Source organism: Salinispora sp. CH2A1_6 (genome assembly GCF_056820975.1).
This window is the reverse complement of the sequence record NZ_JBXEDG010000016.1, coordinates 446867-473038: the sequence shown is the minus strand read 5'-3', so window position 1 is coordinate 473038 and position 26172 is coordinate 446867. Positions and strand designations below refer to the sequence as shown.

Here is a 26172-nt window from a genome sequence, read left to right as displayed (position 1 = left end):
GACCCTACGCCCCTGCCGGCGGAGATCAGGAGGAGGAGACCGCCGCGATGCCCTCCAGGTAGCCACGGGCCCGCTCGGTCTTCGGGTAGCGGCCCACAAGCTGCCAGAAGCGGGCGTTGTGGTTCGGGACGATGAGGTGGGCCAACTCATGCAACAGGACGTAGTCGATCACCCAGTCCGGCATGTCCTGCAGGCGGTGGGAGATGCGAATCGTCCGATCGGCTGGGGTGCAGGAGCCCCAACGACCGTTCTGGTTGGTCACCCAGCGGACGCTTGCCGGAATCGCCTCCCGGCCATGATCGGCCAGGTAGAGGGCGATCAGTCGAGTGGCACGGGCGAGTAGTTCGTCGTCGGAGCGGACCAGCCGGCCCTCCCGGGCGGCGAGCCGGGCAAGCATTCGGTCCACCCACTCGCTCTCCTCCGCTCGGGAGAACTGGTCCGGGATCAGGACGACGACCCGCTCGCCGTCGCGGTATGCGGACACCGTCCGCCGGCGGCGCTGGCTGCGCCGTACCTCGACCACCGGCTTCCGCGGTGCTGCCATCAGCCGGCCGCGCCGCCTCGGATTCCTGCCACGAAGAAAAGTTACTTCGTGGTGACTAGGGGTCCGCAAGGGCCAACCCGCGACACGCGCCCGAAAAATAAGAGTTGGTCGCCCGGAGTCCCGAAAATTTTTCTGCGTTAGAGTGCCCGGGAATAGCCCGAAGGCAAGCCCCGTGCCAGGTGATCACGTTCGCTCCCGTCACCTGTGGGCACCCTGCGCCGTTTTTCAGGGCATCCGTCCGGCGTGTCCCCACCGAACTCACTTATCCAAGCTAATTCGCCGTGCACACTCTCGTCGTCAACTTGCTCACAGTGTCGATGAGGAGTTGACATGGAACCCCCCAGACCTGGGTAGGGTCCGCGGACCGGTGGTCACGCCTGTGACCACGACGGAAGGCCTAGCGCCGGCGCCCTCATGGCCCGCCGCTGGAACCCCGCCGGATGAGCGTTCGCCGGCGGACGAGACGAGGAGGCACCCGTGGCCGACCAGGCCCAGACTTACAACGGTTACTGCGTCAAGTGCAAGGAGAAGCGGGACTTCGAGGGACGCGTCGAGGTTTCCAAGACCGGGATGAACATGGCCAAGGGCAAGTGTCCGGTGTGCGGTACAACAGTGAACCGCATTCTGGGTAAAGCGAAGGTCTAACGCCCTTTCGGGGTGGTGGAAGGGTTTGGTCCTTCCACCACCCAGCCAATGTCGGTTGCCGGACAGGCGCGTCCGAGTCCTGTGGAGAACCAGCCGCTTCCTGTGGAAAACCCTGGGCAGGACTCCGCACACCTGTGGATAACTCTCGACGGAAAGCTCTGACGCGATCACCATTCGTGTCCATGAGCGCTACCGCCCTGCCTCGACCAACCCTGCTACCCGGCCTCACCCGCCTCTGGCGGGACCGACACACGCTGCAACTGGGTGTCGATCCGAGCCGGGCCGTCCTGCTGGAGCTGGCCAACCCGCGTACCGCCCGGCTCCTCGACCTGCTCGACGGCGCGCACAGCGAGCGGCACGTCCTGGAACAGGCCCACCGAATCGAGGTGGGGCGGGAGGCCGCCCGCACCCTGCTCGAGGAGCTCCGCACCGCCGGCCTGGTCGTACCCGCTCACACCCTCCTACCCCGCGACCTGACCGGGCCGCCACGAACCCGCCTCACCGCCGAGGCCGGCGCGCTCGCCCTGGCCAACCAACGGCCCGCCGGCACGCCCGCACAGGTACTGCGCCGCCGCCGGACAGCCCGGGTGCTGGTAGCCGGCGCCGGGCGCCTGGGCGCTCCCGTCGCCGTCGCCCTGGCCCAGGCCGGGGTCGGGCACGTGCAACCACGCCTGGCCGGCCCGGTCGCACCGGCGGACCTCGTCGGCACCGGAATCCCCGCCGCCGACCTCGGCCAGCCGCTCACCAGCGCGGTCCGGGAGACCCTCGGCCGCACCGCCCCCGGCACCACCACCGGTCCACTTCAACCCGGCCGGATCGACCTCGTGATTCAGTGCGGTAGAGACCGCCCGGCTCCCCTGCTCGCCGCCGCCCACCGCCAACGCCGGCAGGTACACCTGCTGCTCGACCTCCGGGAGGGCGTGCCGGTTATCGGCCCGCTGGTCCGGCCACCGATCGACCCCTGTCTGAACTGCCTCGACCTGCACCGAAGGGACCGCGACCCGAACTGGCCGGCGCTCGCCGCCCAGCTCGCCAGCGGCACGCCGGAGTGGGCCTGCGCGACGACAACACTGCTCACCGCCGTGGCGTACGCCACCGGCGAAGCCCTGGGCCACCTCGATGGCGGTGTCCCGGCCACCGTCAGCGGTTCCATCGAGGTGACCGCCGACGGCCGGCTACGTCGCCGGCATTGGGCACCCCACCCCTCCTGCACCTGCTCCGGTCGTGGAACGTGAGGTCGGTCGGCCGGCCCGGTGAGCTCACAGCCCGACCGCTTCGCCGCAGCCCCGGGCGCCCATCTGTCCGAAGGGGGACCGGCCCGGCCGCACGGCAGCCGCGGGCCCGCCCGGTCGGTCACAATAGCCAGGTGACCGAAATCCCGCGCCGGGCCGTCTCCCGGACCGCCAAGCTCGCCGCTCTGCCGCTCGGCTTCGCCGGCCGGACCGTCCTCGGCGTGGGCAAGCGCGTCACCGGGCTCGCCTCTGATGTGATCTCCACGGAGATCCAGCAACGCACCGCCGAACAGCTCTTCAGCGTCCTCGGGCAGCTCAAGGGCGGCGCGATGAAGTTCGGCCAGGCGTTGTCGGTCTTCGAGGCGGCGCTGCCCGAGGAGATGGCCGCCCCCTACCGACAGGCGCTGACCAAACTCCAGGAGGCTGCGCCCCCGCTGCCCGCCGCCTCCGTCCACCGGGTGCTCGCCGAGCAACTCGGCCCGGACTGGCGGGACCGGTTCGTGGAGTTCGACGACACACCGGTCGCCGCCGCCAGCATCGGGCAGGTACACCGCGGGCAGTGGCGAGAGCCGGGCTACGACGCGGCCGGCGCGCCGAACACCCGCGACGTGGCGATCAAGATTCAGTACCCAGGTGCGGGGGAAGCCCTGCTCACCGACCTTAAACAGCTCTCCCGACTCGGTGGGATGTTCCGGGCGATCCAGCCGGGGCTGGACATCAAACCGCTCCTCGCCGAACTACGGGAACGCATCACCGAGGAGCTCGACTACGAGCTGGAGGCCGAGTCGCAGCGCGCCTTCGCCACCGCGTACGCGAACGACCCGGAGATCTACATCCCGGCCGTGGTCGCCGCGTCGCCGCGGGTCCTCGTGACCGGGTGGGTCGAGGGAACTCCACTGTCGCAGATCATCCGGGAGGGCTCCGAACAACAACGGGACGAGGCCGGCCGGTTGATGGCCACCCTGCACCTCTCCGCGCCGATGCGGGCCGGGCTGCTCCACGCCGACCCGCATCCGGGCAACTTCCGGCTGCTGCCCGACGGGCGGCTTGGGGTGGTCGACTTCGGCGCGGTGGCCCGGCTCCCCGAGGGGACCCCCGAGCCGATCGGCCGCATCGCCGGACTGGCCTTGCGGGGAGATGCCGAAGAGGTGATGGCCGGCTTGAGTGACGAGGGTTTCGTCAGCAACAGCGAGGCCCTCGACGGACCGGCGCTGCTGCACTTCCTACAGCCGATGCTGGAACCGGTCGCCGCTGAGGAGTTCCGGTTCACCCGGGCTTGGCTACGGGCCGAAGCGACCCGGCTGGCCAGCCCTCGCTCGCCCGCGTACCAGCTCAGTCGAAATCTCAACCTGCCCCCGTCGTACCTGCTGATCCACCGGGTCACGCTCGGCTCGATCGGGGTGCTGTGCCAGTTGGAGGCGAAGGCGCCGTACCGGGGGATCCTGGAGCGCTGGCTGCCCGGCTTCGCCCCGGTCGCCTGATGTGATGACGGGCGCGTCCGGGGGAAACCGAACGCGCCCGTAGCAGCGGTGTTAGCTAACGGGCCCGGTCCCCACCCGAGAGGGGGGACCGGGCCCGCTGCCTAACCGATGCCCGACTCGCGCGCCGCCCGCCGACGGGCGGCCATCGCGACAGTACGGGCGGAGCGATAAGCCTCAGTGCTCGTGGTGGTGCGACCGGCCTGAGGCCGGGGCATTCGAGCCCTCGACAACACTTCGTTCAGTAATTGCAGCTCAAATTTGTTCGATTGCTGGAGCATCCTCGTCAACTTTCTCGTGGCCGGCGCGAACGCCGGCGAAGGGTGGAACGGATCGGGTGGTTGTCAGGCCGCCAGCCGGACCGCGTCGCGCCGGGCCAGTCCACTGGCCTCCAGTCGCGCCTCGGCCTCGACCCGGAGTGTGGCGTCGCGGGCAACATCTTCCTTACGGGGACGGCCTCGGGGCCGCTTACGCGGGACCACCGCGCCACGCTCGAAGATCTCGCCACCCCAGACGCCCCAGGGCTCGGCCCGCTCCACCGCGCCAGCGAGGCACTCGACGCGCAGCGGGCAGTCCCCGCAGAGCGACTTGGCCACCTCAAGCTCGGGGGGCGAGTCAGAGAACCACAGGTCGGGGTCGAACTTCCGGCAGGGCAGGTTCGCCTCCAGCTCGACACTCAGGTCGAGTGGGACCAACGCCAGACTCATCGCCCGGTCACCTCTCTCTCACTTCGATCTCTTGGATCGCTCTTCCGACATACTTCGGCGGGACAAAAACAAAGGCCGCGGATCCCGGTATGCGGGTTCCGCGGCCTCGAGGTGAGCCGGTGGTCTGTATCAGACCGGTCTACCTCGAGGTGGAACACCGCGGACGTCCGTGCGCCGCTTGGCGCTATCAACGCCCTTGCCCGTGAAACCACTGGTCCCCTGAGTTCCGAATGGCGCCAGCGCGAGAATCAGCTCGGCCTGAGTCTCGACCTGGTACACCTGCGGAACCGACGGTCGCGCAGCGGTGGGGGCCAGCTGGACGGCCGGCAGGGAAGCGATGGCAGCAGGCAGCACCAACGGACGCGCATTGCTGTAGTTCTTCATTGGGGCCACCTCCCTAACTTTCCCTCGTGCCGACTGAATCACGCCCGTGAGCAGCCCGAATGCCGCCGCTCGCGAGGTATGCCCCGAGGCTATGCCGCACCCGGGGGCGAGGGCAAACGAATTTACGGCAAGATTTCGGAAGTTCTCTCCGGGCAGACCTCGTCCACCGTCGCGCCGGCTACCAGGGCCAGCACCGCCTCCCCGTACAGCCCCAGCTTGCGGGCCCCGATCCCGGCGATCGCGGTGAGGTCCCGGGGCTGCTGTGGGCGCCGCTCCGCCAACGCGACCAGAGTCGCGTCGGTGAAGACCACATAGTCCGGTACCCGCTGGCCACTGGCCACCCGACGCCGCCACTCACCCAGCCGCCCGTGCAACTCCTGGTCCAGGTCAGACGGACAGGCGGTGCACCGGCCCAGCTTGCGCTCCGCACCAGCGAGCAGCGTCGTACCGCAGACCCGGCAGGAGACGATCAGGGTACGCCGACGCTCGGTCCGCCGTACCCCGCTCACGCTGGACCGCCCACCGGAACCGGAGGAGTCCAGCCGGGGCAGGAAGCGACAGGGTCGCCGGGGACGCCCGCCCGGCGAGCGGGCTGAGGCGTACGACAACCAAAGCCACTCCCGAGCCCGGGTGATGCCCACGTAGAGCAGCCGGCGCTCCTCCTCCACCTGCTCCGGTGTTTTGGCATAGGTGGTGGGCAGGGTGCCCTCGGCGAGGCCGACCAGGAAGACGGCATCCCACTCCAGGCCCTTCGCCGAGTGCAGGGAGGCGAGTGTCACACCCTCGACCGTCGGCACGTGCTGGGCGGCGGCGCGCCGGGCCAACTCGTCGGTGAAGTCGGCCAGCGTGGCCGGCCGCTCGACCGCGGCAGCCGGCCCGATTGGCAGCACCGGGGTGCTGGCCGCGTACTCCTCGGCGAGTTGGACCAGGGCGGCGAGGGCCGCCCACCGTTCCCGGGCGGCGCCACCGGCCGGTGGGGTGTCCGGTGCCCACCCCACCGCGGCCAGCGCCTCGACCACGGCCCCCGGCAGCGGGGCGTCACCAGGAAGGGAGCGGGTGGCGGCGCGCAGCGCGACCATCGCCTGCCGTACCTCGACGCGCTCGAAGAACCGCTCCGCACCCTGCACCTGGTACGGCACCTCGGCCTCGGTCAGCGCCTCCTCGTACGCCTCAGATTGCGCATTGGTCCGAAACAGCACGGCGATCTCCCGGGCCGGTGTGCCGGCGTCCATCAGAGCACGGCAGCGGGCGGCAACGGCGGCGGCCTCGGCCGGCTCGTCGGTGAAGATCCTCAACTCGGGCTCGGGGCCGGTCGGGCGCTGGCCGACCAACTCCAGCCGAAGCCGCGCCTCAGCCCCCCGGGCCGGCGCGATGACCGAGTTGGCCAGCCCGACCACCTGGGGGGTGGAGCGGTAGTCGCGCACCAGGCGGACCACCGTCGCGCCCCGGTGCCGGCGGGGGAAGTCAACCAGGTACGACGAGGTCGCGCCGGTGAACGAGTAGATCGTCTGACTCGCGTCACCCACCACCGTCAGGTCGTCTCCACCACCGAGCCACGCCTCCAGCAGCCGCTGTTGGAGCGGGTTGACGTCCTGGTACTCGTCAACGACGAAGTGCCGGTACTGGGCGCGTACCTGGTCGGCCACGTCCGGGTGCTCTTCGATTCCCCAGATCGCGGCGCGCAGCATGTCCTCGAAATCGATCACTCCGCCGGCGCGTTTGGCCTTCTCGTACGCGGCGAAGACATCGGCCACCTTCGCCGGCTCGTACGGGGTGTCCCGCAGCGCCCGAGCGGCCGCGACCACGTACTCCCCGGGCTCGACCAGGGACGACTTCGCCCACTCGATCTCACCCGCGAGGTCCCGGACACCGGCCCGGTCGGAGCGGATCCCGACCTTCGCCGCGGCGAGGGTGACCAGCCGGACCTTACTGTCCAGCAGCTCGGGCATCGCCCGACCGGCGAGCAGCCGGGGCGCGAAGTAACGCACCTGACGCAGCGCCGCGGCGTGGAAGGTGCGCGCCTGCACGCCCGGCACCCCGAGCGTGGTCAGTCGGCTGCGCAGCTCGGCGGCGGCCCGCGCGGTGAAGGTGACCGCGAGCAGGTGCCGGGCCAGGATTTCCCCGGTCAACGTCCGGTGAGCGATCCGGGAGGTGACCGCCCGGGTCTTCCCGGTGCCGGCGCCGGCCAGGACGCAGACCGGGCCAGCCGGGGCGGTCACCGCCGCCCGCTGCTCTGGGTCGAGGCCGGCGAGCACCCGGTCGGAGGCTGAGTGGGACACCACAGCGAGGAATTGTTCCAGCCGCTCCCGATGTTGGGGTAGTTAGCCTGGCTCGAATCACGACCAACCCCTTGGAGGTCTCCCGATGTTGACGATGTACTCCACGCCCTGGTGCGGCTACTGCCACCGACTGAAGTCACAGCTGGACCGGGAGGGCATCGGGTACGAGGTGGTCGACATCGAGCAGGAGCCGGCGGCCGCCGAGTTCGTGATGAGCGTCAACGGCGGCAACCAGACCGTGCCGACTATCCGCATAGTTCCCGCCACCGGTGGGGACGAGATCGTCATGACTAATCCCTCGATCGTGCAGGTCAAGAGCGCTCTAGCCGATGCAGGCATCGGTAGCTGATCGAGCGCACCTGAAGCCCCGTACGTGGCGTGACAGCATCGGAGGCCCCGGCAGTAAGCCGGGGCTTCTCCGTAGCTCTGAGCGGCTTGCCGCCCGCGTGAGAAGGGTGGGGGTATAACCCCTTACCCACGGTTACAAGGTCATCAAGCGCGCCAACCGAGGCCAGAGAGGCCCGAACGAAGAAGCCCCCGACCACGGCGCGGTGAAGGTGACCGGCTGTCGTGATGTCCTCGCCTGCCAAGGTGCCGTGTAGGTGGACCTTGCTATCGGCGACCTCCCCGGTTCCCGACAACTCCATCGGCTGCGAGTAGCGGCGGAGGTAGTCGATGCGCCGGCCGCGAAGGGGTCCGACGCGTCGGCGAGGAACAGGGGTCGATGAGGCCCTTGCCGTTGGCTGCACACCACTCCATCAGCTCAGTCAGGTGCCGGACGGATCAGGCGATGCGGTCGATCTTCAGGACGCTGACGTGGTCTAACGCTGCGCCTCCTCGCCGGTCTGGTTCTCGTTGGAGACCGACAGGCGGACGACACCCAGTGCTCTGGGCGTGTTCAAGGATTGCCTCCAGGGCTCCGGCTGATCAACGGGGGAAGTCTGCAGACTGTGTCGACGCTGCGTTTCGCGGACGGCAGCGCGTTGACCAAACCCACCATTCGGCAGGTCAAGGAGCACCTGTCGGAGAACTCCGCCTGACCGGTACGGGCCCGACGGGCGCCGGCTGGGCCGACGGGCTCAGCCGGCGCCCACCCCAGAGGTAGCTACTCGCCAGCAGGGTGACCAGGCCCACCACCACGAAGAGCAGCCGGTAGTCGAAGACGCCGACGAGCAGTGCACCGGCCCCGATCGACACGGCCCGCGGACCGCTGACCGCCGCATCGGCGCCGGCGGCGACCCGCCCGATGAGCGGTGCCGGGGTACGCCGCTGGATCAGCGTGTGCAGGCCGACCATGGTGAGCGGCAGGGACGCCCCAGCCAGCAGGAGGGCGGCGCAACCCAGCCAGAGGTTGGGATAGGAGAGCGTCAGCGCTGCCGACCCGAACAGCGCCACCCCCACCGCGAGCGCACCGACCTCTCCCACCCGCCGGATCACGCCGGAGGAGACCAGCCCACCAACGAGGCCACCCGCACCCTGCACGGTCACGAGCACACCCACGAACGCCGCGTCGCGGCGAAGCCCGTGGTCAACGTAGGCAAAGATCAACGACTCGCTGAAGCCCATCACCAGCGAACCGAGACCGTAGCCGAGGAGCGCCCGGCGCAGCGCCGGCTCGTCGGCCAGGTACCGCAGGCCAGCGCCGAGCTCGGTGGACCAGCGCGACGTACGGCGCGGTGACCCTGCCGAGCTGGACGGCCGGGTGCAGCCCGGCCGCCAGCGGCCGCGGCCCGCTGGTCGCGGCCGGGGCGGCTCGGTGACCCGGAGCAGGCCCACCAGCACCGCCGCGGCCACGAACCCGACCATCGCCACGCCCGCCAACGGTCCGCCGCCGACGGCGGTGTAGAGAGCGGCCCCCGCCAGCGGACCGACCAACCGCAGCCCCTGCCGCACCGTCTGTAACACGCCGTTCGCGTCGGCCAGCAACTCCGCTGGCACCAGGTGCCGCAGGAGGCCGCTGAGCCCTGCGCTGAGGGTGATGTACGACAGGCCGTAGAAGATCGCGACCAGGTAGATGAGCCAGAGGTCGGTCCGGTCTCCGACCGCGAACAACGGGGTGAGCAGGGCGGCCGTGACCAGGTTGGCGGCCACGAACAGGGGCCGGCGCGGATATCGGTCAACGATCCAGCCGACCAGTGGTGCCAGCGTCATCGGGGCGATGATCGCAAAGATGGTGGCCCCGGCCAGTCCACTCGACCCGGTCAGCTCCTTGACCCAGATGGCGAGCGCGAGCAGCAGGATCGACTCGGCGGTCATGCTGGCCACCAGGCCACCGAAGAGCAGCCGGAAGTCCGGACGGCGCAGGACGGTACGCATCTACCCTCCGTCGGAAGTGGTACACGGTGTGCCGCCTTTGGTCGAGACACGCCCCCGCCAGAACCTCCGGCGCCGGCCGCGTCGTTCCATACTGAGGGTTAGGGGCGAATTCAGAGAGTTACCGTCGTATCTACGACGGTCTACGGAAAAGAGGACACGTGCCTCCAGTCGCACCCAGCCCTATCCTGCGGCGCCGCAGGTTGGGCACCGAACTGCGTCGGCTGCGCGAGACCACCGGCCTCACCGGGGACCAGGTGGTCGAGCGGGTCGGCTGGGCCTCCGCTTCCAAACTGTCTCGCCTGGAGAATGGTCGTAGCCGGCCGGACCCGCAGGATGTCCGGGCGCTGCTCGATCTCTACCGGGTGGACGTGACGCTGCGGGACGAGTTGCTGACGATCACCGGGGAGGCCGGCGACTTCCGTGGCTGGCTTCGGAACTACCCGGTCATGACCCCGCAGCAGCGCGGCTTCGCCGAGTTGGAGGCGGGCTGTGTGGAGATCTCGGAGTATCACCCGCTGCTCGTACCGGGGCTACTCCAGACGCCCGGTTACGCCCGCATCCGAATCGCCTCCGCTCGGGACGTCGACGAAGCGGCCGGCGAGCCGGATGGTACCGAGGATATCGAGACCGAGGTGGGCGCGCGGCTGGCCCGTCAGTCGCTGCTCACCCGGGGACTGGACGCACCCCGGTACACGGCCATACTCGAGGAGACGGCGCTCGGGGGCCGGGCCGGGCCGGCCGATGTGCTGCGGGAGCAGCTCACGCAGCTCTACGAGCTGGCGAAACTGCCCAACGTCACGCTGCATGTGCTGCCGCGGGACACCCAGGCGAGCGGTTGGTACCTGCCACCGACGGCGTTCTCCCTCTACCGGTTCACCGACCCGCAGGATCCCGAGACACTCGCGATCGAAAGCGCGTTCTTGAACACCATGTCAACCGAGGCAAAAATCCTAAATCGCTATAAAGTGGTCTTTGAGTGGTTATGCGCGGCAGCACTCCCTGCATCGGACACTCTCTCCTGGCTGGATCAGGCCAGGGGACGACCATTCGATGCAGCACCCTCGTCGGCAGCGGCGGTCGGGGCGGCAACACCGCCGGTCCAGCGTCGCCGGCGCCCCGGGCGATTGACGGAGCGCTGACCCACCGGCACCCAGCGTCGGTCCGTGCGGGCACTACTCGTCCATCGGCCGGTTCACACAGGAGTGCAACACCATGAACGAGATCATTGACACGCCGACCGTCTTCTCCGAGCTGGCGCGAGCGGCATGGCGAAAGAGCACCCGCAGCCAGACCTCGAACTGCGTCGAGGTAGCACCGATGCCAGCGACAGTGGCCCTCCGGGACAGCAAGGACCGGGGCGGTCCGGTGCTGCTGTTCGACCGCGGCGAGTGGCGGCACTTCCTGGCCGCGACCAAGGAAGGCCAGCTCGACCGCGTCTGACTCGCAGCTTCGTCGGGGCCGCCGGTGCGTAGGCACACCGGCGGCCCCGCATCGTCTTCGAACGCCCGGCGGCGGTGGTTCGGGCACCCGGCCCGGGCACCCTCGCCCGATCGGCCACTATGCCGGTCGATCGCGGCATTTCGGTTGCCAGGCCTGCTACCCGGCGTAGCATGACCCACAGTGACGTGGAACTTCCACTCCGTTCCCGATCGTCGCGGCACTCATCCGGAGACCGATATGCGGTTCCTGATCGTTCGCACCGATGTCCGCACGGCGGCTGACGTGGACCTCACCTCCGCCTGGGCCCACGGGGGCCGGCTGCGCGACGAGACCGTCGCGCCCGAGCCACGCCGGCAGGTCGTCCACGCCGACAACCGCGAAGCCGCACTTCTGCTCGCTCGCGCCCTCGCCGCGGTCGGCGCGGTCCGTGCCGGTCGGCAACGGGTCAAGGTGCTCCCGCTCGACGAGCCCCCGTCCGCCTGGCCGAGTTGGCCGGACGACCGGGGTAGCTGAGCGGCTCGCCGTCCGTCGGACCGGCCGGCTACCCCGCCGCGCTCCTCGCCCCAAGCCGGTCTCGGCGGCACGGTCCCCGGCCCGTGACCGTCGCGGCAACGGCGGTCGCGGGCCGGGACCACGTTCGGGTCCGTCCGCCGGCACCCGCCCTCAACAATGGCCGTCGAGCCAGTAGCGCAGCAGGAAGGACGCGATCGAAGAAGGCGGTGGCAGGACCAGTCGAGCACCCTGGACGGCAACGCTCTCCCCGGCCAGCGCCGCGCCAACCTCGCCCCGGGTGAACCAGCGGGCCGACGCGATCTCCGCTGGGTCGACCCGCACCGGACGCCGCGGGTCCGCCACCGCCTGGAAACCCAGCATCAACGAACCGGGGAACGGCCAGGGCTGGCTACCCACGTACGTGATGTCCGTGACCGGAAGGTCAACCTCCTCGCGTACCTCACGCAGCACCGCCGCCTCGGCCGACTCCCCGGGCTCCACATAGCCGGCGAGGCAGGAGAAACGCAGCTCACCCGGGACCCGCGGCCAAGCGGCATTGTTGCCCAACAGGCAGCGCCCGTCCCGACCAGACCCCCCGTCGTGCACCAGGACGATCATCGCCGGATCGGTCCGCGGCCACATCCGCTCCCCCGCCGGGGCGACCCGGGACCAACCGCCCTCATCCATCGTGGTGGCCTGCCCGGTTCGCGGCGAGTACCGGTGCCCACGGTGCCAGTTGAGCAGGGCCAGACCGGTGGTGAGCAAGCCCGCGTCCCGATCGGTGAGCAGGTGACCGATCTCCAACGGGTGTGCCGCACGGGTGCCGGGGAACACCGGCAGGGGCGCGTCCACCGTGAACACCGGGACGCCATCGGGCTCAACACCGAGAAATACCGCCCGCTGGGCAGCCCCCTCCGGCACCTCCTCCGGGCCGACCAGCACCAACGTCGGTGGCTCCGGCCCGGCTGACACCAGCGCCCGCCCCCCGTCACCGCTGTCCAACACGAGCACCCGGCACCGCCCCCAGGCCTGCCCCAGCCAGTCGGGATCGGTACGCCGGTGCGCGGCTCGGTCCAGGGTGGAGCGAGCCAGCATCGGGGCCGGTCCGCCGTCCGTCACGGACCCGCCGGTTCGGTCACGACCTCGGCGAGCGTCCCCAACTGCCCGGCGACCCGCTGGGCATCCCCCAGCACGACGGTGACCGCCCGGGCCGGGGCGAGGTACCGGGCCGCCGCGGCGGCGACATCAGCCACCGTCGCCTTCGCCAGCCGCGCCGCATGTTCGGCCAAGAAGTCCAGGCGCAGGCCACTGCCCGCGTACGCGCTGGTCAGCGCCGCCAGCCCGGCCTGGGTGGAGATGCCGAGTTGGAGCGTGCCGAGAGCGTACTGGCGGGCCTGCTCCAGCTCCTCCGCCTCCGGTGCGACGCAGGCCAGCCGACCCAACTCATACTGGGTCTCCAGCAACGCCGCCCCGGTCACGTCAGTGGCCACCTCGGCGGCGGCGAGCAAGACCGACCCGGCGACCGAGTGCTCGACCAACGAATACGGTCCGTACGTGTAGCCCTTGTCCTCGCGAATGTTCTCCACCCAGCGGGACGAGAAGTAACCTCCGAAAATCAGGTTTGCGAGTTGCAGGGCGGCATGGTCGGGGTCGGTGCGCGGCACCGCCGGCAGCGCCATCCGCAGCGACGACTGCACCGATCCGGGGCGATCAACGAGGAGTAGCGGCCCCGGCTCCAACGGTGGCGTGGCCGGTAGCTCGACCACCCGACCGGCGCCATTCCAGCCGCCGAGTGCCTGCTCGGCCGCGTCCAACGCCCGTTCCGGCTGGACATCCCCGACCAGCACCAGGACCGCACCCGTCGGATGCACCCGCTCGTCATGCAGCTTCCGCAGCACGCTCGGACGCACCGCGCGGACCTGCTCGGGGGTCGGCGTCTGCACCGCGTACGGGTGCCGGCCGTAGATCCGCTTGAGCAGGGCGGTACGGGCCAGGTGTCCGGGCTGGGACTGGGCCAGCTGGATCCGGTCAACCAGCCGGTCCCGCTCGGTGGCGACCTCGTCGGCCGGGTAGGCCGCCGAGGTCAGCACCCCGGCCAGCAGCTCCAGCATCCGGTCCAGGCCAGTCACCAAGCCCGCGCCTGAGAGCATCAGCCGGTCTGGGTCGACCCCGGCGGAGAGCCCACCGCCGACCTTCTGCAACTCCGCGGCGATCTGCACCCCGGTCAGCGTCGTCGTACCGGAGAGCAGGGTCTGTGCGAGCATCGCGGCCCGGGCCGGGTGCACCTGCCCGAACGGCATCCCGAGCCGCAGCTCGACCAGGGGCACCGCCGGCCGACGGACCGCGATCACGGTGAGACCGTTGCCGAGCGTACGCTCGGCCTGCTTCGGCAGGTGCAGTTTCCGGGTCGGACCGAGCGGCGGCAGGATGCGCGACGCAGTCGTCATCGCGCCGCTCACTGCTCCGCCCCCGCGAGCACCTCGACAGTGGCCCGACGCTGTGGGCGCAGGGTGGCGGCGGCGGCGCGGACCGACTCCTCGGTGACCTCGCCGACCAGGCGGGGCAAATCGTTGAGCAGGCCGGGCTCACCGCGTTGCTGCTCCAGGACGGCCATCCGTAGGGCCCGGCCGAGCACCGCGTCCGTGTCGCGCAACAGGTGCGTGGCCATCCGGGCCTGGGTACGGGCCAGCTCACCGTCGGTCAGCCCGTCGGTGGCCAGCCGGTCCAGCTCCTCATCCACCGTCTGCAGCACCTTGTCCACGTCCCCCTCGGGTGGCAGATGCGCCTGGAGCAGGAGGGCCGTCGGGTCGCGGACATCGAACGGGTCCCCCATGAAGCCCAGGTAGCCGCCGACGCTGGTGACCGACCTGTCCCGCTGGACCAGCCGCTCGACCAGCCGGGCGGCGTCCCCGTCGGTGAGCACCTCGGCGAGCACCGCGTACGGGAGGTAGCCGGCGAAGTCGCCGATCGGGTCCGGCACCCGCCACGCCGAGGCGACCGCCGGCAGTGGGGCCAACCGGTCGGTGTACGACACCCGCCGCTCGGCGGCCAGGTCCGGCTCGGCGAAGCTTGGCCGGGCCGGGGCCGGACGGGCCGGCACGTCGCCGAAGTGCCGCTCGACCAGCTCAACCGCCTCGGCTACGTCGATGTCGCCGCTGACCGCCAGTACCGCGTTACCGCTGGCGTAGTAGTGCTGGAAAAAGTCGGCGGCGTCGGCCACCGTCGCCGACTCGAGGTCGGTGAAGGACCCGTAGCCGTCGTGCGCGTTGGGGAAGGTGTCGAAGAGCACCGGTGGCAGGGTGAGCCAGGGAAACCCACCGTACGGCCGGTTGAGCACGTTGACCCGAATCTCCTCCTTGACCACGTCGACCTGGTTGCGCAGGTTCTCCTCGGTCAGCCGAGGGCCGCGCATCCGGTCCGCCTCAAGGAAGAGAGCCCGTTCGAGGGCGTTGGCCGGCAACGTCTCGTAGTAGTCGGTGTAGTCCAGGTGGGTGGAGCCGTTGAAGGTGCCGCCCGCCCCCTGTACGTGCCGGAAGTGGGCCAGCTTCTCCAGGTTCTCTGAGCCCTGGAACATCAGGTGTTCGAAGAGGTGCGCGAATCCGGTGCGCCCCTCGGGCTCGGAGCGGATGCCGACGTCGTAGACGACTGCCACCCCGATCACCGGGGCGCTGCGGTCCGGGGTGAGCACCACCCGCAGGCCGTCGTCGAGTGTGAGTCGCTCGACGGGGTATCTCGTTGCTGGAATCGTCGCTCTGCGCGTGGTCGACACGCGTTCGACCCTAACCCGTCCGCGCTGACGCACCGATGGCCTCCCGCCGGACTCAGCCCACGGTCGCTGTCGGTTCCGGACTGCGCAGCTCAACCGGGGCCGCCGGCGCGGCCTTGTCCGGCACGGCGTGCCAGGGGCTAAAGACGACGATCAGGGCGAGCAGTACCCCGACCACGGCGACCGCCGCAACCAACAGCAGTTCCCGTACCGCATCCAGGCCGCTTTGCCCCGTCATTCATACCCCTCCCACACCGAACGGACGGCCGGTGTCATCCCCTCGGACCCAGCCTCGCCGGCCCGGCTGCCGGCCACAGTCACCATTCAGACCCAGCCAACGCTAATTACTGACTCCGCCGACGGTGGTCCCCTCAACCCCGTGTTCTTCCGGAACCGCGGCGATCAGCGCGGTGAGGCCCACCGCGTCGAGCAGGTCCACCGGCCGCACCGTCGCCGCGTCCCGGACGTAATGGAACGCCGCCCCCACCTGGGCAACCGGAACTCCCGCCAACTCCGCCCAGGCCAGTCGATAGACGGCGAGTTGCACCGCTGCCGCGGCAGCGGCAGCTCCGCTGGGCTGCCGGCCGGTCTTCCAGTCCACCACGTCGAACCGGCCGCCGGGCCGGCCGAAGACCGCGTCCATCCGGCCCCGGACGACCACCCCGGCGATCACCGTCGCGAACGGCACCTCGACCTCAACCGGCGTCCGATCCGCCCACTCACTGGCCAGGAAGCGCTCCTGGAGCTCGGCAAGCGCCTCGTCCGGCGCGGCATCCGCATCCGCGGCGCCGGGTAGCTCGTCCACGTCGAGCAGCCGGCCAGCCCCGAACCGCTGTTCCAGCCAGGTATGGAAGGCGGTACCCCGACGGGCGTACGGGTTCGGCTCGGTGGGCAGGGGCCGGCGCAGTGACCGGGCCAGGGCCGCCGGGTCCCGCCGCAGCGCCACCAGTTGGGTAACCGAGAGCGCAGCGGGCAGCGCGACCTCGATGGGGCCAGCCTGCCGGGTCAACTCGGCCCGCTCGGCGAGCAGCAGATCGGCCTCCCGGCGCCAGCGTGCCACCTCCGGGTCGTCGCCGCCCGGATCGTCCGCAGCCAGGTCGTCCACACCCGGCACCGGAGTGCCGGCCACCGCCACGCCGCCGGGTGCCGGACGGGTCGGCACCCCATCCGTCAGATAGCGCCGGACCAGCGCGGCTGCCTCGGTGAGCACCGGTCTACGGGCACCCAACGGGTCAGCCGGCCACTCCGCCCGAAGCACCACCTCGGTCGTGGGATTCACCGCGTCCGGGGCGGGCTCCGCGGCCCACTCGTCAACCACCTGCCCAGCACCACCGTCCCGGCAAGCCTGATGCAGGTCACGCAGGAACGCGGAGGGGCCACGCGGGCGTTTGGTGCCCTCCCCCCACCAATGCCCGGAGCAGAGCAGCAGCCGGCGGGGACGAGTCACTGCGACGTACGCCAACCGCCGCTCCTCCCGCTCGTCGTGCGCCCGCCACGCTGCGGTGAAGTCCGCCAGGGCCTGCGCCACCCCGCGCTGCTCCTCCGCCGCGGCCAGCGCCAACACCGGCAACCCCTCAGCGTCGCCGCGCAGCGGGAACGGCAGCGCCCCCAGCCCGCCCAGCCAGTGATCGGAGTTGCGTACCGGGCCCGGCCACACCCCGCGGCTCAGCCCCGCCACCGCCACGATGTCCCACTCCAGGCCCTTGGCCGCGTGCGCGGTGAGAATCTGCACCGCCCCCTCGACCACCTCCACCTCACCGGGGGCCAGCCCGCGCTCCTCGTCCTCCGCCGCCGCCAGGTAGGCCAAGAAGGCCGAGAGCGTGGCACCCGGCGTCTCTCCGCTGAACCGGGCCGCGACGTCACCGAGCGCATCCAGATGCCCCCGGGCCAGCCCCGCATCGCCGGCCCCGTCCCGGCCGGCCCGCACCGCCACCTCCACGTCCAGGCCGATCGTCCGCTCGACGTCCGCGATCAGGTCTGGCAGCGACTGGTCCAGCCGGTAACGCAACAGGCCCAGTTCCTGGGCGGCGGCGCGGAGCCGGGCGTAGCCCTCCGCCGAGTACGCCGGCGCCGGCCCCAGATCGGCCAGGGCCTCTACCAGAGTCGCCTCGTCCAGCACATCCGGGACGATCTCCGGCTCGTCGTCCGCCGCGAGCTGCCGGCGGGCGGCGGCGATGGCCCGCGCCCGACGGTGCAGGGCCACCAGGTCCCGCGGCCCAATCCGCCACCGGGCACCGGTCAGCAACCGAAGCAGCGCCGCCCCGTCGGTCGGGTCGGCCAGCACCCGCAGGGTGCAGACCACGTCCCGCACCTCCGGCGTGTCCAGCAGGCCGCCCAGCCCCACCACATCAACCGGCAGGCCTCGGGCCCGCAGCGCCGACTCGATCGCCGGAATCTGGCTGCGCAGCCGGACCAGCACCGCGGTGGTGGGGCGTGCCACGACCGGGAGGTGCTCGGGCAACGCGCCGGGCATCCCCGCCGCTCCCTGCCAGGCGCGCAGCAGGCTGTCGGCGATCCAGTTCGCCTCGTCCGCGTAGGTGTCCAACAACGCGCAGTGGACGGTGCCGGCAGCGACCCCGCGGGGGGTGCGGTGCGGGATCGGATCCTTGACGCTGAGCGCGGCACGCAGCTCCGGTACCCGGGCGCCGGCGGCGCGGAGCGGGGTGGCGAGGGCGTTCGCCACCCCCAGGATCTCCGGTCGGTTGCGCCAGCTGGTGGTCAGGGTGCAGACCTGGGCCGGAGCGCCATCGGCCTGGGCGAATTCGGTGCGGAACCGGTCAAGGGTGCCCGCACTCGCCCCACGCCAGCCGTAGATCGACTGACAGGGGTCACCGACCGCGGTCACCGGATGCCCGCCGCCGAAGAGCGCGTTCAGCAGCACCACCTGGGCGTGGCTGGTGTCCTGGTATTCGTCGAGTAGCACCACCCGGTAGCGGTCCCGCTCGATCTCACCGACCACCGGGTGGTCCCGGGCGACCCGGGCCGCCCGGGCCAACTGGTCGGCGAAGTCCATCGCCTCGTAATCCTTTTTGCGCCGGGCGTACGCCCGGACCAGCGGTAGCAGCTTCAACCGGACCTGCGCGAGGGTGAGCGCCCGACGAACGTCGGCGTAGACGCGGCCGGGGCGGGACTGCACGTCGGCGAAGAACCGCCCGGTCCAGGCCGCCAGGTGGTCCGGCTCGACCAGGTGCTCATCCAACTCGCCGGCGAGGGCCAACACCGCATCGGTGATCGTGCTCGGCATCCGGTCCACTTCAGACATATCACCGTCGTAGGTACGCACGATCAGGTCGACGAGCTGCCAGCGAGATGCCTCGGTGAGCAGCCGGGTGGCGGGCTCGTACCCGGCGCGCAGCCCGTGTTCAGTCACCACCCGCCCGGCATACGAGTGGTAGGTGGCGACCGTCGGTTCGCCGGACAACGGATCGTCCAGCGGGTGTCGCCCACTACGGCCTAGCCGGCGAACGAGCTGACCGAGCCGGGTTCGGACGCGGTGCGCCAACTCCCCGGCGGCCTTGCGGGTGAACGTCAGACCGAGCACCTGCTCCGGTTGGACATACGAATTGGCCACCAGCCAGACCACCCGGGCGGCCATCGTCTCGGTCTTGCCGGAACCGGCGCCCGCGACGACGAGCAACGGCTCCACCGGGGCCGCGATGATGGCCGCCTGTTCCCGGGTGGGCGCCGGCAGGCGCAGCAGCTTCGCCAACTCGACCGGGGTGTACCGGGGCCCGGCATCGGGACTCCGAGGAGTCGGGGCCGCCGCGCTGAACAGGGTCGGCTGGGTCACGGGCCCTCCGGTGGGCGAGTGCTCGAGGGTTCGACGACCTGGCGCCCCTGCCCGGACACCGGGCAACTGGTGCGCACCGGGCAGACCCGACACTTCGAGTTGGCGACCGCGGCGAAGGTGGCGGCGGCCATCGTCTCGGCGGTACGGCGTACCAGCGCGGTCGCCCAGCCGGCCGCCGGCCCCTCGCCGGCCGGCGGTTGGGCCTGTTCCCGGGCTTCCTTGGCGCCGGTGCCGAGCTGCACCAGGGACGCTCCCCCGGACTCGGTCCCGAACTCGGCGAACGCGCCCGCCTCGACCGCCGCCTGGTACGCGCCCAGCTGCGGATGCTCGGCGAGGTCCGCTGCGGTCACCGCGGTCGACTTGCCGGTCTTGAGGTCAACCACCACGAGCCGACCGTCCGGGTCGACCTCCAGCCGGTCCACCCGGCCGACCAGGTCGACCGGGTGCTGTGGATCATCCAGTCGGACGGCGAACTCGTGCTCGATGGCGAGCAGCCGACGTGGGTTGGTGGCCAGCCAGCGCAGCAGCTTGTCCACCATCGCCTCGGCGCGGGCCTGCTCCGGGCCGACCATCCACCGGGCCGCCAGCTCGATCGCGTCGAACCGGGCCGCCACGTAGTCGAGCAGGGCCCCCCGGTCCGAGCGGGCGTTCTCGGCCAGCATCGCGGCGGCGTGCACCAGATTTCCCACCCCCTGCGCCGCGCTGGCCGGCGCGCCCCCGCCGTGGCGTTCGAGCAGCCAGCGCAGGCTGCACCGCAGGGCGCTCTCCATCCCGGACGGGGTGACCCGCACCGGCTCGCCGTCGGCGACCAACGGCCGTTCGTCGGAGAGCGGACGCAGCCCCCACCAGTCATCCGGGTGCGCCCCGGCGACCCCCTCAGCCGCGAGTCGGGCCAGCTCGGCCGCGGCCGCCCGCCGCCGGAGTACCGGCGCGCTCGGGTCGGTCACCGCGGTGCGCAGCTCCGCCACCAGCGACGCCAGTGTGAGCGCCCGGGGCGGCCGGCTGAGCGGCAACGTGGCCGTCCCCGCGTCGCCCGGTCCCGCACCCTCAGCTCGTCCCGCACCCTCGCCCGGTCCCGCGCCCCCGTCCGATGGCGGATCGACCACGCCGAGTTCGTGCAGGAACCGGCTCGGCTGCTCGTCGTGGTCGTCGCCACCGACGGCGGCGCTGGCGACAGCGCTGACCATCAGCCGACGTCGCGCCCGGGTCACCGCGACGTGGAAGAGCCGCCGCTCCTCGTCCAGCAGGGCCGAGGTTTGGCCAACGACGGAGACCCGCGGCCCCTCGCCGGTCGAGCGGCCGGCCAGCACATCCACGAGGCGCTCCGACCCGAGCAGACTGCCCCGCAGCCGCAGGTCCGGCCAGACGCCCTCCTGCACTCCGACGACGGCGACCAGATCCCACTCCAGCCCCTTCGCGGCGTGCGCGGTGAGTAGCCGTACCGCGTCGCCCCGGTCCGCGGTCGGGGCTATGGTGTCGGCGGGCAGCTCCTGCCCGAGCACGTGGTCGAGGAAGACCTCGACCCGCGCCCCGGGCAGCCGGTCGGTGAACCGGGCGGCGGCGTCGAAGAGCACCAACACCGCGTCCAGGTCCCGGTCGGCCGCCTCGGCGCGACGACGTCGGGCGATCTCCCCCTCTCCCGCCGCCGGGGTTGGGGCCAGCGCCGCCGACCAAAGGTCGGCGAGGCCGCTGGCCCGCCAGACCGCCCAGAGCACCTCCTCGGCGGTGGCACCCGGCCGGGCGGCCCCCTCCCGGGCAACCGCCAACAGACCGGCCACCGTCTGCGCCGGCTCCGCCCACCGGCGGTCGATGCCGGCCAGCTCGGCCGGGTCCCGCAGCACCTCGACGATCAGCTCGCCGGAGGGTCGGCGGTCGCCGGCGGCCAGAGCCATCACCCGCAGCCCCTGCCGCAACCGCCGTTCCGCCAGCGGATCCGCCCCGCCCAACGGTGAGTGCAGCAGGGCGACGGCCGCCTCCTCGTCGAGCCGGTCCGGGGCGAGCGCACAGCGCAACAGCAGCAGCAGCGGGGCGACCGCCGGTTGCAGGTGCAGCGGCAGATCGTCACCGTGCACAACGGTGGGCACCCCGGCGGCGTGCAGGGCGCGCCGCAGCGAGGGCAGCGCTCGCCCGGTGGAGCGCACCACCACGGCCATCTCCGACCAGGGCACCCCGTCGAGCAGATGCGCCGCCCGCAGCGCGTGCGCCAGCCAGGCCGCCTCGCTGGCGGCCGAGCGGAACGTACGGACCTCCGCCACACCCGCCGCCGCTGCGGGTGACGACCGGGTCCGCCGGTGCGTGGCCGGGCCACGCAGCCGGCGGGCCAGCCGCGCGTGCGCCGCCAGCAGTCGGGGACCGGCCCGGTACGACGTGGTGAGCACGATCTGCGCGGCCGGCGCCCCGGAGGCGGTCCGGAATCGGTGCGGGAAGGTCACCACACCGCCCGGTTCGGCACCGCGGAAGCCGTAGGTGGAGGAGTCGGGATCGGCGAGGACGACCAGCGTTTTGCCGCCTCCCGCCACGGTCGCCAGCAGCTCCTGCTGGGCAGGGTCGGTATCGGCGTACTCGTCCACGTAGACATGCACCAGCCGGCGCCGCTCCGCGGCCAGCAGCGCCGGATCGTCGAGCAGCATGCCGGTGGCGGCCCGGACCAGCTCGGCCGGATCGTAGGCGATCGAACCGCGGTTGCCGACATCGCGCAGCGCGAGCACGGCGACGTACTCCCGGAGGAACCGGGCGGCGGCCGGCCAGTCGGCCCGGCCGAGCCGCTCACCCAGCCGGGCCAGCTCCACCGGACCGACGCCCCGCTCGGCAGCCCGCATCAGCAGGTCCCGCAGCTGGCTGGCGAAGGCGCGGGTACGCAGGGCCGGGCGCAGGTCCTCCGGCCAGCCCACCGGATCGGCATCCGGCTCCTCGCCCACCAGGTCCAGCAACTCCCGAATGATCAGATCCTGTTCGGGGCCGGTGAGCAGCCGGGGCGACGGCTCGCCGCGCTCCGCGGCGGCTCGGCGCAACAGCCCGAACGCGTACGCCGGAAAGGTGCGCACCAATGGCTCCCGCAGCACCCGGGGGCCGGCGCCGGCGATCCGGGCCTCGATGCGCTGGCGCAGACCGGCGGCTTGCCGGCGACTGAAGGTGAGCACCAGGATGCGCTCGGGATCCACCCCCTCGGCTACCCGCGCGGCGACCGCCTCGACCAGGGTGGTGGTCTTGCCGGTGCCCGGTCCACCGAGCACCAGCATCGGCCCGATGGTGTGGTCGATCACCTCCGCCTGCCGGGGGTCGTCGATCCGCCCGCCCCACCGACTCTGCTCGCCCAACCGACCGTGCTCGCCCACCCGACTCTGCTCGCCCACCAGAGCGTGCTCGCCCGCCGGAGTGGGCGCCTCCGCCGGCCCGCCGGACCGGCGCACCAGCCGGTATGCCTGCATCCCCCCATCCCACCAGACCCGGCCGACAGATCCACATCCGCCCACGCCCACCGGTTGCCCTGACCACCGCGCAACGCCAGCCGGGGCGGTCCTGCCGGCTACCGCCGGCAGGACCCATGCGGCGGTGTTCAGCTCAGCCGGGACTCCAGGAGGTCGAGGGCCGCGGGGACGGTCGCCACGGCGGGAAGCAACTCCAGGCCCGCCGGCTTCAGGAAGGTCTGCCCGGCGAGGCCCCCCAGCCAGTCGAGCAGCGGGCGGTAGAAGCCATCGGCATCCACCAGCACCATCGGCTTGCTGTGCAGCGTCAGCGTGGCGGTCGTCCAGACCTCGAAGAGCTCGTCCAGCGTGCCGAGGCCACCGGGGAGGGTGAGGAAGGCATCCGACTTGTCGATCATTATGGTCTTACGGTCGGCCATCGACTCGGTGACCAGGAGTTCGTCGGAGGCGAGGTCAGCGACCTCCAGATCAACCAGGGACTGCGGGATAACGCCCAGCGTCCGCCCGCCGGCGGCCCGCGCGCCGACCGCCACCGCCCCCATCATCCCGACCCGGCCACCACCGCTGACGAGCGTGTGACCGCGGCGGGCCAGCTCCGCGCCGGTATCGGTCGCCAGGTCCAGAAAGCGTTGGTCAAGCGTGCGGGAAGACGCGCAGAAAACACAGATCGCCGCCACGGTCAGCCCCGACCCCCCTCGTCCGCCGCGGCCCGCTGCTCGGCCGCGGTGATGGCGACGGACTCCTCACGGATCGCCTCCTGTTCGGCGGAGAGCACCGCCTCCGCCTCGACGATGTGCCGCACTGCGGTGTTCACGTCGTCGGTGAGACAGATCAAATCAAGATCAACCTCTCCGATCTTACCCCCGGCCGCCATCGTGTCCCGCAGCCAGTCGAGCAACCCGCGCCAGTAGTCGGCGCCCATCAGCACCACCGGGAACCGGGTCACCTTGCCGGTCTGCACCAGGGTAAGGGCCTCGAACAGCTCGTCCATCGTGCCGAAACCACCCGGAAGCACCACGAACGCCTGGGCGTACTTGACGAACATGGTCTTCCGCGCAAAGAAATACCGAAACTCGATCGCCACATCGACCCAGTCGTTGATGCCCTGCTCGAAGGGGAGTTCGATGCCCAGGCCGACGGAGAGCCCGCCGGCCTCGCTGGCCCCCCGGTTGGCCGCCTGCATCACCCCCGGACCGCCACCGGTGATGACCGCGTAGCCGGCCCGGGCCAGCGCCCCGCCCAACTCCTCGGCCAGCCGGCACTCCGGGCTGTCCGGCAGGCTCCGCGCCGAGCCGAAGACACTCACCGCTGGCTGCAGGTCGGAGAGGGTGTCGAAGCCCTCGACGAACTCGGAGAGGATCCGCAGTGCCCGCCAGGCATCCCGGGTCTTCCAGTCACTGCGCTGGTGGGAGTCGAGCAGCCGCTGGTCGGCGGTGCTGCCACCGACCACTGACCGACGTGGTGTCCCAGCGCCCCGGTGCTGGTCCCGCCGGGCCGCACCGGCTGCCTCCCGTCCGTTGCTCTCGCTCATGCAGGCAACCGTAGTGGAGAGGCGCCGACGGGCGGAGCGAGCAGGGCCGTTCAGGCGACCGAGAGCCAGCGCCGCAGCACCGCCGCACCGTCGCGGATCTTGCTGATCTCGACGTGTTCGTCCGGGTGGTGGGCGAGGTTGGGGTCCCCGGGGCCGAAATTCAGCGCCGGCGTGCCCAACGCCGCGAAGCGGGCGACATCCGTCCAGCCCAGCTTGCCGATCGGTGCGGTACCGACGGCAGCCAGGAACTCCTGCGCCGGCGCGGCCTCCAGCCCCGGCATCGCGCCGGCCGCCAGGTCGGTGATCGCCACCTCGAAGTCGGCGAACACCTCCCGCACATGCGCCTCGGCCTGCTCCGGGCTCCGGTCCGGCGCGAACCGATAGTTGACCTCGACCGTGCAGCGGTCGGGCACCACGTTGCCAGCGACCCCGCCGTTGATGCGCACCGCGTTCATCCCCTCGCGGTACTCGCAACCATCGACCGTCACCCGGCGGGCCTCGTACGCCTCGAGCCGGCGCAGCACCTCGCCAGCGGCGTGGATCGCGTTGACGCCGTGCCAGGAGCGCGCCGAGTGCGCCCGTACGCCGCTGGTGGCGACGGTCGCCCGCAGGGTGCCCTGGCAGCCCGCCTCGACGATCCCGTGCGTCGGCTCCAGCAGCAGCGCGAAGTCGGCCGTGAGCCACTCCGGGTGCGCCTCGGAGACGAGGAAGAGACCGTTATACGTCGACTCGATCTCCTCGGCCTCGTAGAAGAAGTACGTCACGTCGTACCGCGGCTCGGCCAGGGTTACCGCGAGGTGCAACGCGTACGCGACCCCGCTCTTCATGTCGGAGGTGCCGCAGCCGTACATCAGGTCGCCGCGCACGGTGGCCGGAAAGTTGTTGTTGATCGGGACCGTGTCGAGGTGGCCGGCGAGCACCACTCGCTGGTCCCGGCCGAGGTCGGTGCGGGCCATCACGGTGTTGCCGTACCGATAGGTGGTCAGGTGCGGCACACCGCGCAGCACATCCTCGACACAGTCCGCGATCGCCTGCTCGTTCCGGGAGACGGACTCGATGTCGACCAGGGCACGGGTCAGGGCCACCGGATCGGCGAGGACCTCGGGGGTCAACGGGTTCTTCATAATCCGCACGGTACCGTCACAGAGGTGACCACTACGCAGTCTGCCTGGGGCATCGGCCTGGCCACCGTAACCGCTGACGACCAGGTGCTCGATACCTGGTACCCGACCGGAAAGCTGGGCCTCGGCGAGCTGCCGTTGGTCCCGGGCGAGGATGAGGCGGATGTCCTCGACCTGCCGCCGGGAGCGGTCGGGGACCGGGCGCTGCCGGGTCTGCGGACCGTCCAGCTGGTGACCGTTCTCGGCTCGCTGGCCGACCCGATCAAGGACGCCGCGGACGCGTACCTCCGGCTGCACCTCCTCTCGCACCGGCTGGTGCGGCCCAACGAGCTCAACCTCGACGGCATCTTCGGCAAGCTGGCCAACGTCGCCTGGACCTCGGCCGGGCCCTGCCCGCCGGAGCGGGTGGACGAGTTGCGGGTCATCGAGCGGTCCGCCGGCCGCCACCTGACCGTGTACGGGGTGGACAAGTTCCCCCGAATGACCGACTACGTGGTGCCCTCCGGCGTCCGGATCGCCGACGCGGACCGGGTCCGGATCGGCGCCCACCTCGCCTCCGGCACGACGGTGATGCACGAGGGCTTCGTGAACTTCAACGCCGGGACGCTCGGCGCCTCCATGGTCGAGGGACGCATCACGCAGGGCGTGTTGATCGGGGACGGCTCCGACATCGGTGGCGGCGCCTCGATCATGGGCACCCTCTCCGGGGGCGGCACCGAGAAGGTCCGCATCGGCGAACGGAGCCTGATCGGCGCGAACGCGGGCGTGGGTATCTCACTCGGCGACGACTGCGTGGTCGAGGCGGGCTGCTACATCACGGCCAGCTCCAAGCTCACGCTGCCGGACGGTCGGGTGGTGAAGGCGCGCGAGCTGACCGGCGTCGACGGTCTGCTCTTCTGGCGCAACTCGGTCACCGGCGGACTCGAGGCGAAGCCGCGCTCCGGGCAGGGCATCGCGTTGAACGCCGCGCTGCACGCCAACGACTGACCGGGTGACCGGTGGTTCCGCGGCGCTACCGCGGA

The 26172-nt window shown here is 71.4% G+C and carries 22 protein-coding genes and 1 pseudogene; 9 read left to right on the top strand and 14 right to left on the bottom strand.

What is annotated here, in order from left to right:
• Positions 1-25: 25 nt before the first annotated feature.
• Positions 26-544: a M48 metallopeptidase family protein gene (locus AC1UKG_RS23230; protein WP_018813973.1), complete on the bottom strand. Its 519-nt coding sequence runs from the start codon at positions 542-544 to the stop codon at positions 26-28.
• Between the two features lie 477 nt (positions 545-1021).
• Between AC1UKG_RS23230 and AC1UKG_RS23225 the strand changes: the two genes are divergently transcribed.
• From AC1UKG_RS23225 to AC1UKG_RS23215, 3 genes are all read left to right on the top strand, one after another.
• Positions 1022-1189, top strand: a complete 168-nt coding sequence (locus AC1UKG_RS23225) for a DUF5679 domain-containing protein (RefSeq protein WP_012014940.1) — start codon at positions 1022-1024, stop codon at positions 1187-1189.
• 182 nt (positions 1190-1371) lie between these two features.
• Positions 1372-2424 (top strand): hypothetical protein, encoded by a 1053-nt coding sequence (locus tag AC1UKG_RS23220; protein WP_018744126.1) that lies wholly within the window; start codon positions 1372-1374, stop codon positions 2422-2424.
• A 131-nt stretch (positions 2425-2555) separates the two neighbouring features.
• On the top strand, positions 2556-3902 hold the full coding sequence (locus AC1UKG_RS23215) for an ABC1 kinase family protein (protein ID WP_018744127.1): 1347 nt from the start codon (positions 2556-2558) through the stop codon (positions 3900-3902).
• A 341-nt stretch (positions 3903-4243) separates the two neighbouring features.
• On the opposite strand, the gene AC1UKG_RS23210 is transcribed toward AC1UKG_RS23215, so the two are convergent.
• The 3 genes from AC1UKG_RS23210 to AC1UKG_RS23200 all read right to left on the bottom strand — a co-directional run bounded on the left by AC1UKG_RS23210 (position 4244) and on the right by AC1UKG_RS23200 (position 7272).
• Positions 4244-4606, bottom strand: coding sequence for a WhiB family transcriptional regulator (locus AC1UKG_RS23210; protein WP_018744128.1), 363 nt, complete (start codon positions 4604-4606; stop codon positions 4244-4246).
• A gap of 129 nt (positions 4607-4735) precedes the next feature.
• Complete coding sequence (locus tag AC1UKG_RS23205) at positions 4736-4990, bottom strand: hypothetical protein (protein ID WP_018744129.1); 255 nt, start codon at positions 4988-4990, stop codon at positions 4736-4738.
• Between the two features lie 122 nt (positions 4991-5112).
• Complete coding sequence (locus AC1UKG_RS23200) at positions 5113-7272, bottom strand: ATP-dependent DNA helicase UvrD2 (RefSeq protein ID WP_482643023.1); 2160 nt, start codon at positions 7270-7272, stop codon at positions 5113-5115.
• Between the two features lie 82 nt (positions 7273-7354).
• On the opposite strand from AC1UKG_RS23200, the gene AC1UKG_RS23195 reads away from it, so the two are divergent.
• Together AC1UKG_RS23195 and AC1UKG_RS23190 are read left to right on the top strand one after the other, a co-directional pair.
• Positions 7355-7618 carry a mycoredoxin gene (locus AC1UKG_RS23195; RefSeq protein WP_018744133.1) on the top strand — a complete coding sequence of 88 codons (264 nt, stop codon included), beginning with the start codon at positions 7355-7357 and terminating at the stop codon, positions 7616-7618.
• 577 nt (positions 7619-8195) lie between these two features.
• A pseudogene (locus tag AC1UKG_RS23190) lies at positions 8196-8309 on the top strand (NrdH-redoxin); the annotation flags it as partial.
• Here the strand turns inward: AC1UKG_RS23190 and AC1UKG_RS23185 are convergent.
• Positions 8278-9585, bottom strand: a complete 1308-nt coding sequence (locus AC1UKG_RS23185) for an MFS transporter (protein ID WP_482643024.1) — start codon at positions 9583-9585, stop codon at positions 8278-8280. The pseudogene AC1UKG_RS23190 and the gene AC1UKG_RS23185 sit on opposite strands and share 32 nt — an antisense overlap.
• A 158-nt stretch (positions 9586-9743) precedes the next feature.
• Here AC1UKG_RS23185 and AC1UKG_RS23180 point away from each other — a divergent pair, with 158 nt between their 5' ends.
• From AC1UKG_RS23180 to AC1UKG_RS23170, 3 genes are all read left to right on the top strand, one after another.
• Complete coding sequence (locus AC1UKG_RS23180; RefSeq protein WP_026325314.1) at positions 9744-10724, top strand: Scr1 family TA system antitoxin-like transcriptional regulator; 981 nt, start codon at positions 9744-9746, stop codon at positions 10722-10724.
• A 73-nt stretch (positions 10725-10797) separates the two neighbouring features.
• Positions 10798-11025 carry a DUF397 domain-containing protein gene (locus tag AC1UKG_RS23175; protein WP_018813977.1) on the top strand — a complete coding sequence of 76 codons (228 nt, stop codon included), beginning with the start codon at positions 10798-10800 and terminating at the stop codon, positions 11023-11025.
• A gap of 237 nt (positions 11026-11262) precedes the next feature.
• Entirely contained in the window at positions 11263-11538 is a 276-nt protein-coding gene (locus AC1UKG_RS23170; protein ID WP_018744137.1) for a hypothetical protein, read from the top strand.
• Positions 11539-11688: 150 nt separating this feature from the next.
• On the opposite strand, the gene nudC is transcribed toward AC1UKG_RS23170, so the two are convergent.
• From nudC to dapE, 9 genes are all read right to left on the bottom strand, one after another.
• The gene (gene nudC / locus AC1UKG_RS23165; protein WP_018744138.1) at positions 11689-12636 is read right to left on the bottom strand and encodes an NAD(+) diphosphatase; all 948 of its coding nucleotides are present in this window, start codon (positions 12634-12636) and stop codon (positions 11689-11691) included.
• On the bottom strand, positions 12633-13976 hold the full coding sequence (locus AC1UKG_RS23160; protein WP_018744139.1) for a M16 family metallopeptidase: 1344 nt from the start codon (positions 13974-13976) through the stop codon (positions 12633-12635). The genes nudC and AC1UKG_RS23160 overlap by 4 nt, the downstream gene beginning before the upstream one ends.
• Positions 13973-15286, bottom strand: a complete 1314-nt coding sequence (locus AC1UKG_RS23155) for a M16 family metallopeptidase (protein WP_482643025.1) — start codon at positions 15284-15286, stop codon at positions 13973-13975. Before AC1UKG_RS23155 ends, AC1UKG_RS23160 begins: the two co-directional genes overlap by 4 nt.
• Positions 15287-15338: 52 nt before the next feature.
• On the bottom strand, positions 15339-15521 hold the full coding sequence (locus tag AC1UKG_RS23150; RefSeq protein ID WP_018729274.1) for a hypothetical protein: 183 nt from the start codon (positions 15519-15521) through the stop codon (positions 15339-15341).
• Positions 15522-15623: 102 nt separating this feature from the next.
• Positions 15624-19073 (bottom strand): ATP-dependent helicase, encoded by a 3450-nt coding sequence (locus AC1UKG_RS23145; RefSeq protein ID WP_482643026.1) that lies wholly within the window; start codon positions 19071-19073, stop codon positions 15624-15626.
• Positions 19070-22501, bottom strand: coding sequence for an ATP-dependent helicase (locus AC1UKG_RS23140; protein ID WP_482643027.1), 3432 nt, complete (start codon positions 22499-22501; stop codon positions 19070-19072). The genes AC1UKG_RS23145 and AC1UKG_RS23140 overlap by 4 nt, the downstream gene beginning before the upstream one ends.
• Positions 22502-22629: 128 nt before the next feature.
• A complete protein-coding gene (locus AC1UKG_RS23135) occupies positions 22630-23175 on the bottom strand; it encodes an LOG family protein (RefSeq protein ID WP_482643028.1) in 546 nt (181 codons plus the stop codon).
• Positions 23176-23177: 2 nt separating this feature from the next.
• Positions 23178-24029 (bottom strand): LOG family protein, encoded by an 852-nt coding sequence (locus AC1UKG_RS23130; RefSeq protein ID WP_018813981.1) that lies wholly within the window; start codon positions 24027-24029, stop codon positions 23178-23180.
• 50 nt (positions 24030-24079) lie between these two features.
• On the bottom strand, positions 24080-25153 hold the full coding sequence (dapE, locus tag AC1UKG_RS23125; RefSeq protein ID WP_018744145.1) for a succinyl-diaminopimelate desuccinylase: 1074 nt from the start codon (positions 25151-25153) through the stop codon (positions 24080-24082).
• Between the two features lie 24 nt (positions 25154-25177).
• Here dapE and dapD point away from each other — a divergent pair, with 24 nt between their 5' ends.
• On the top strand, positions 25178-26137 hold the full coding sequence (gene dapD / locus AC1UKG_RS23120) for a 2,3,4,5-tetrahydropyridine-2,6-dicarboxylate N-succinyltransferase (protein ID WP_018726095.1): 960 nt from the start codon (positions 25178-25180) through the stop codon (positions 26135-26137).
• The last annotated feature ends 35 nt before the right edge of the window (positions 26138-26172 follow it).

Bases quoted from the DNA above. Each gene is read 5' to 3' on its own strand.
- AC1UKG_RS23230 (WP_018813973.1), bottom strand. From the start codon at position 544: ATGGCAGCACCGCGGAAGCCGGTGGTCGAGGTACGGCGCAGCCAGCGC.
- AC1UKG_RS23220 (WP_018744126.1), top strand. From the start codon at position 1,372: ATGAGCGCTACCGCCCTGCCTCGACCAACCCTGCTACCCGGCCTCACC.
- AC1UKG_RS23210 (WP_018744128.1), bottom strand. From the start codon at position 4,606: ATGAGTCTGGCGTTGGTCCCACTCGACCTGAGTGTCGAGCTGGAGGCG.
- AC1UKG_RS23205 (WP_018744129.1), bottom strand. From the start codon at position 4,990: ATGAAGAACTACAGCAATGCGCGTCCGTTGGTGCTGCCTGCTGCCATC.
- AC1UKG_RS23195 (WP_018744133.1), top strand. From the start codon at position 7,355: ATGTTGACGATGTACTCCACGCCCTGGTGCGGCTACTGCCACCGACTG.
- AC1UKG_RS23185 (WP_482643024.1), bottom strand. From the start codon at position 9,585: ATGCGTACCGTCCTGCGCCGTCCGGACTTCCGGCTGCTCTTCGGTGGC.
- AC1UKG_RS23175 (WP_018813977.1), top strand. From the start codon at position 10,798: ATGAACGAGATCATTGACACGCCGACCGTCTTCTCCGAGCTGGCGCGA.
- AC1UKG_RS23170 (WP_018744137.1), top strand. From the start codon at position 11,263: ATGCGGTTCCTGATCGTTCGCACCGATGTCCGCACGGCGGCTGACGTG.
- AC1UKG_RS23150 (WP_018729274.1), bottom strand. From the start codon at position 15,521: ATGACGGGGCAAAGCGGCCTGGATGCGGTACGGGAACTGCTGTTGGTT.
- AC1UKG_RS23140 (WP_482643027.1), bottom strand. From the start codon at position 22,501: ATGCAGGCATACCGGCTGGTGCGCCGGTCCGGCGGGCCGGCGGAGGCG.
- AC1UKG_RS23130 (WP_018813981.1), bottom strand. From the start codon at position 24,029: ATGAGCGAGAGCAACGGACGGGAGGCAGCCGGTGCGGCCCGGCGGGAC.
- dapE (WP_018744145.1), bottom strand. From the start codon at position 25,153: ATGAAGAACCCGTTGACCCCCGAGGTCCTCGCCGATCCGGTGGCCCTG.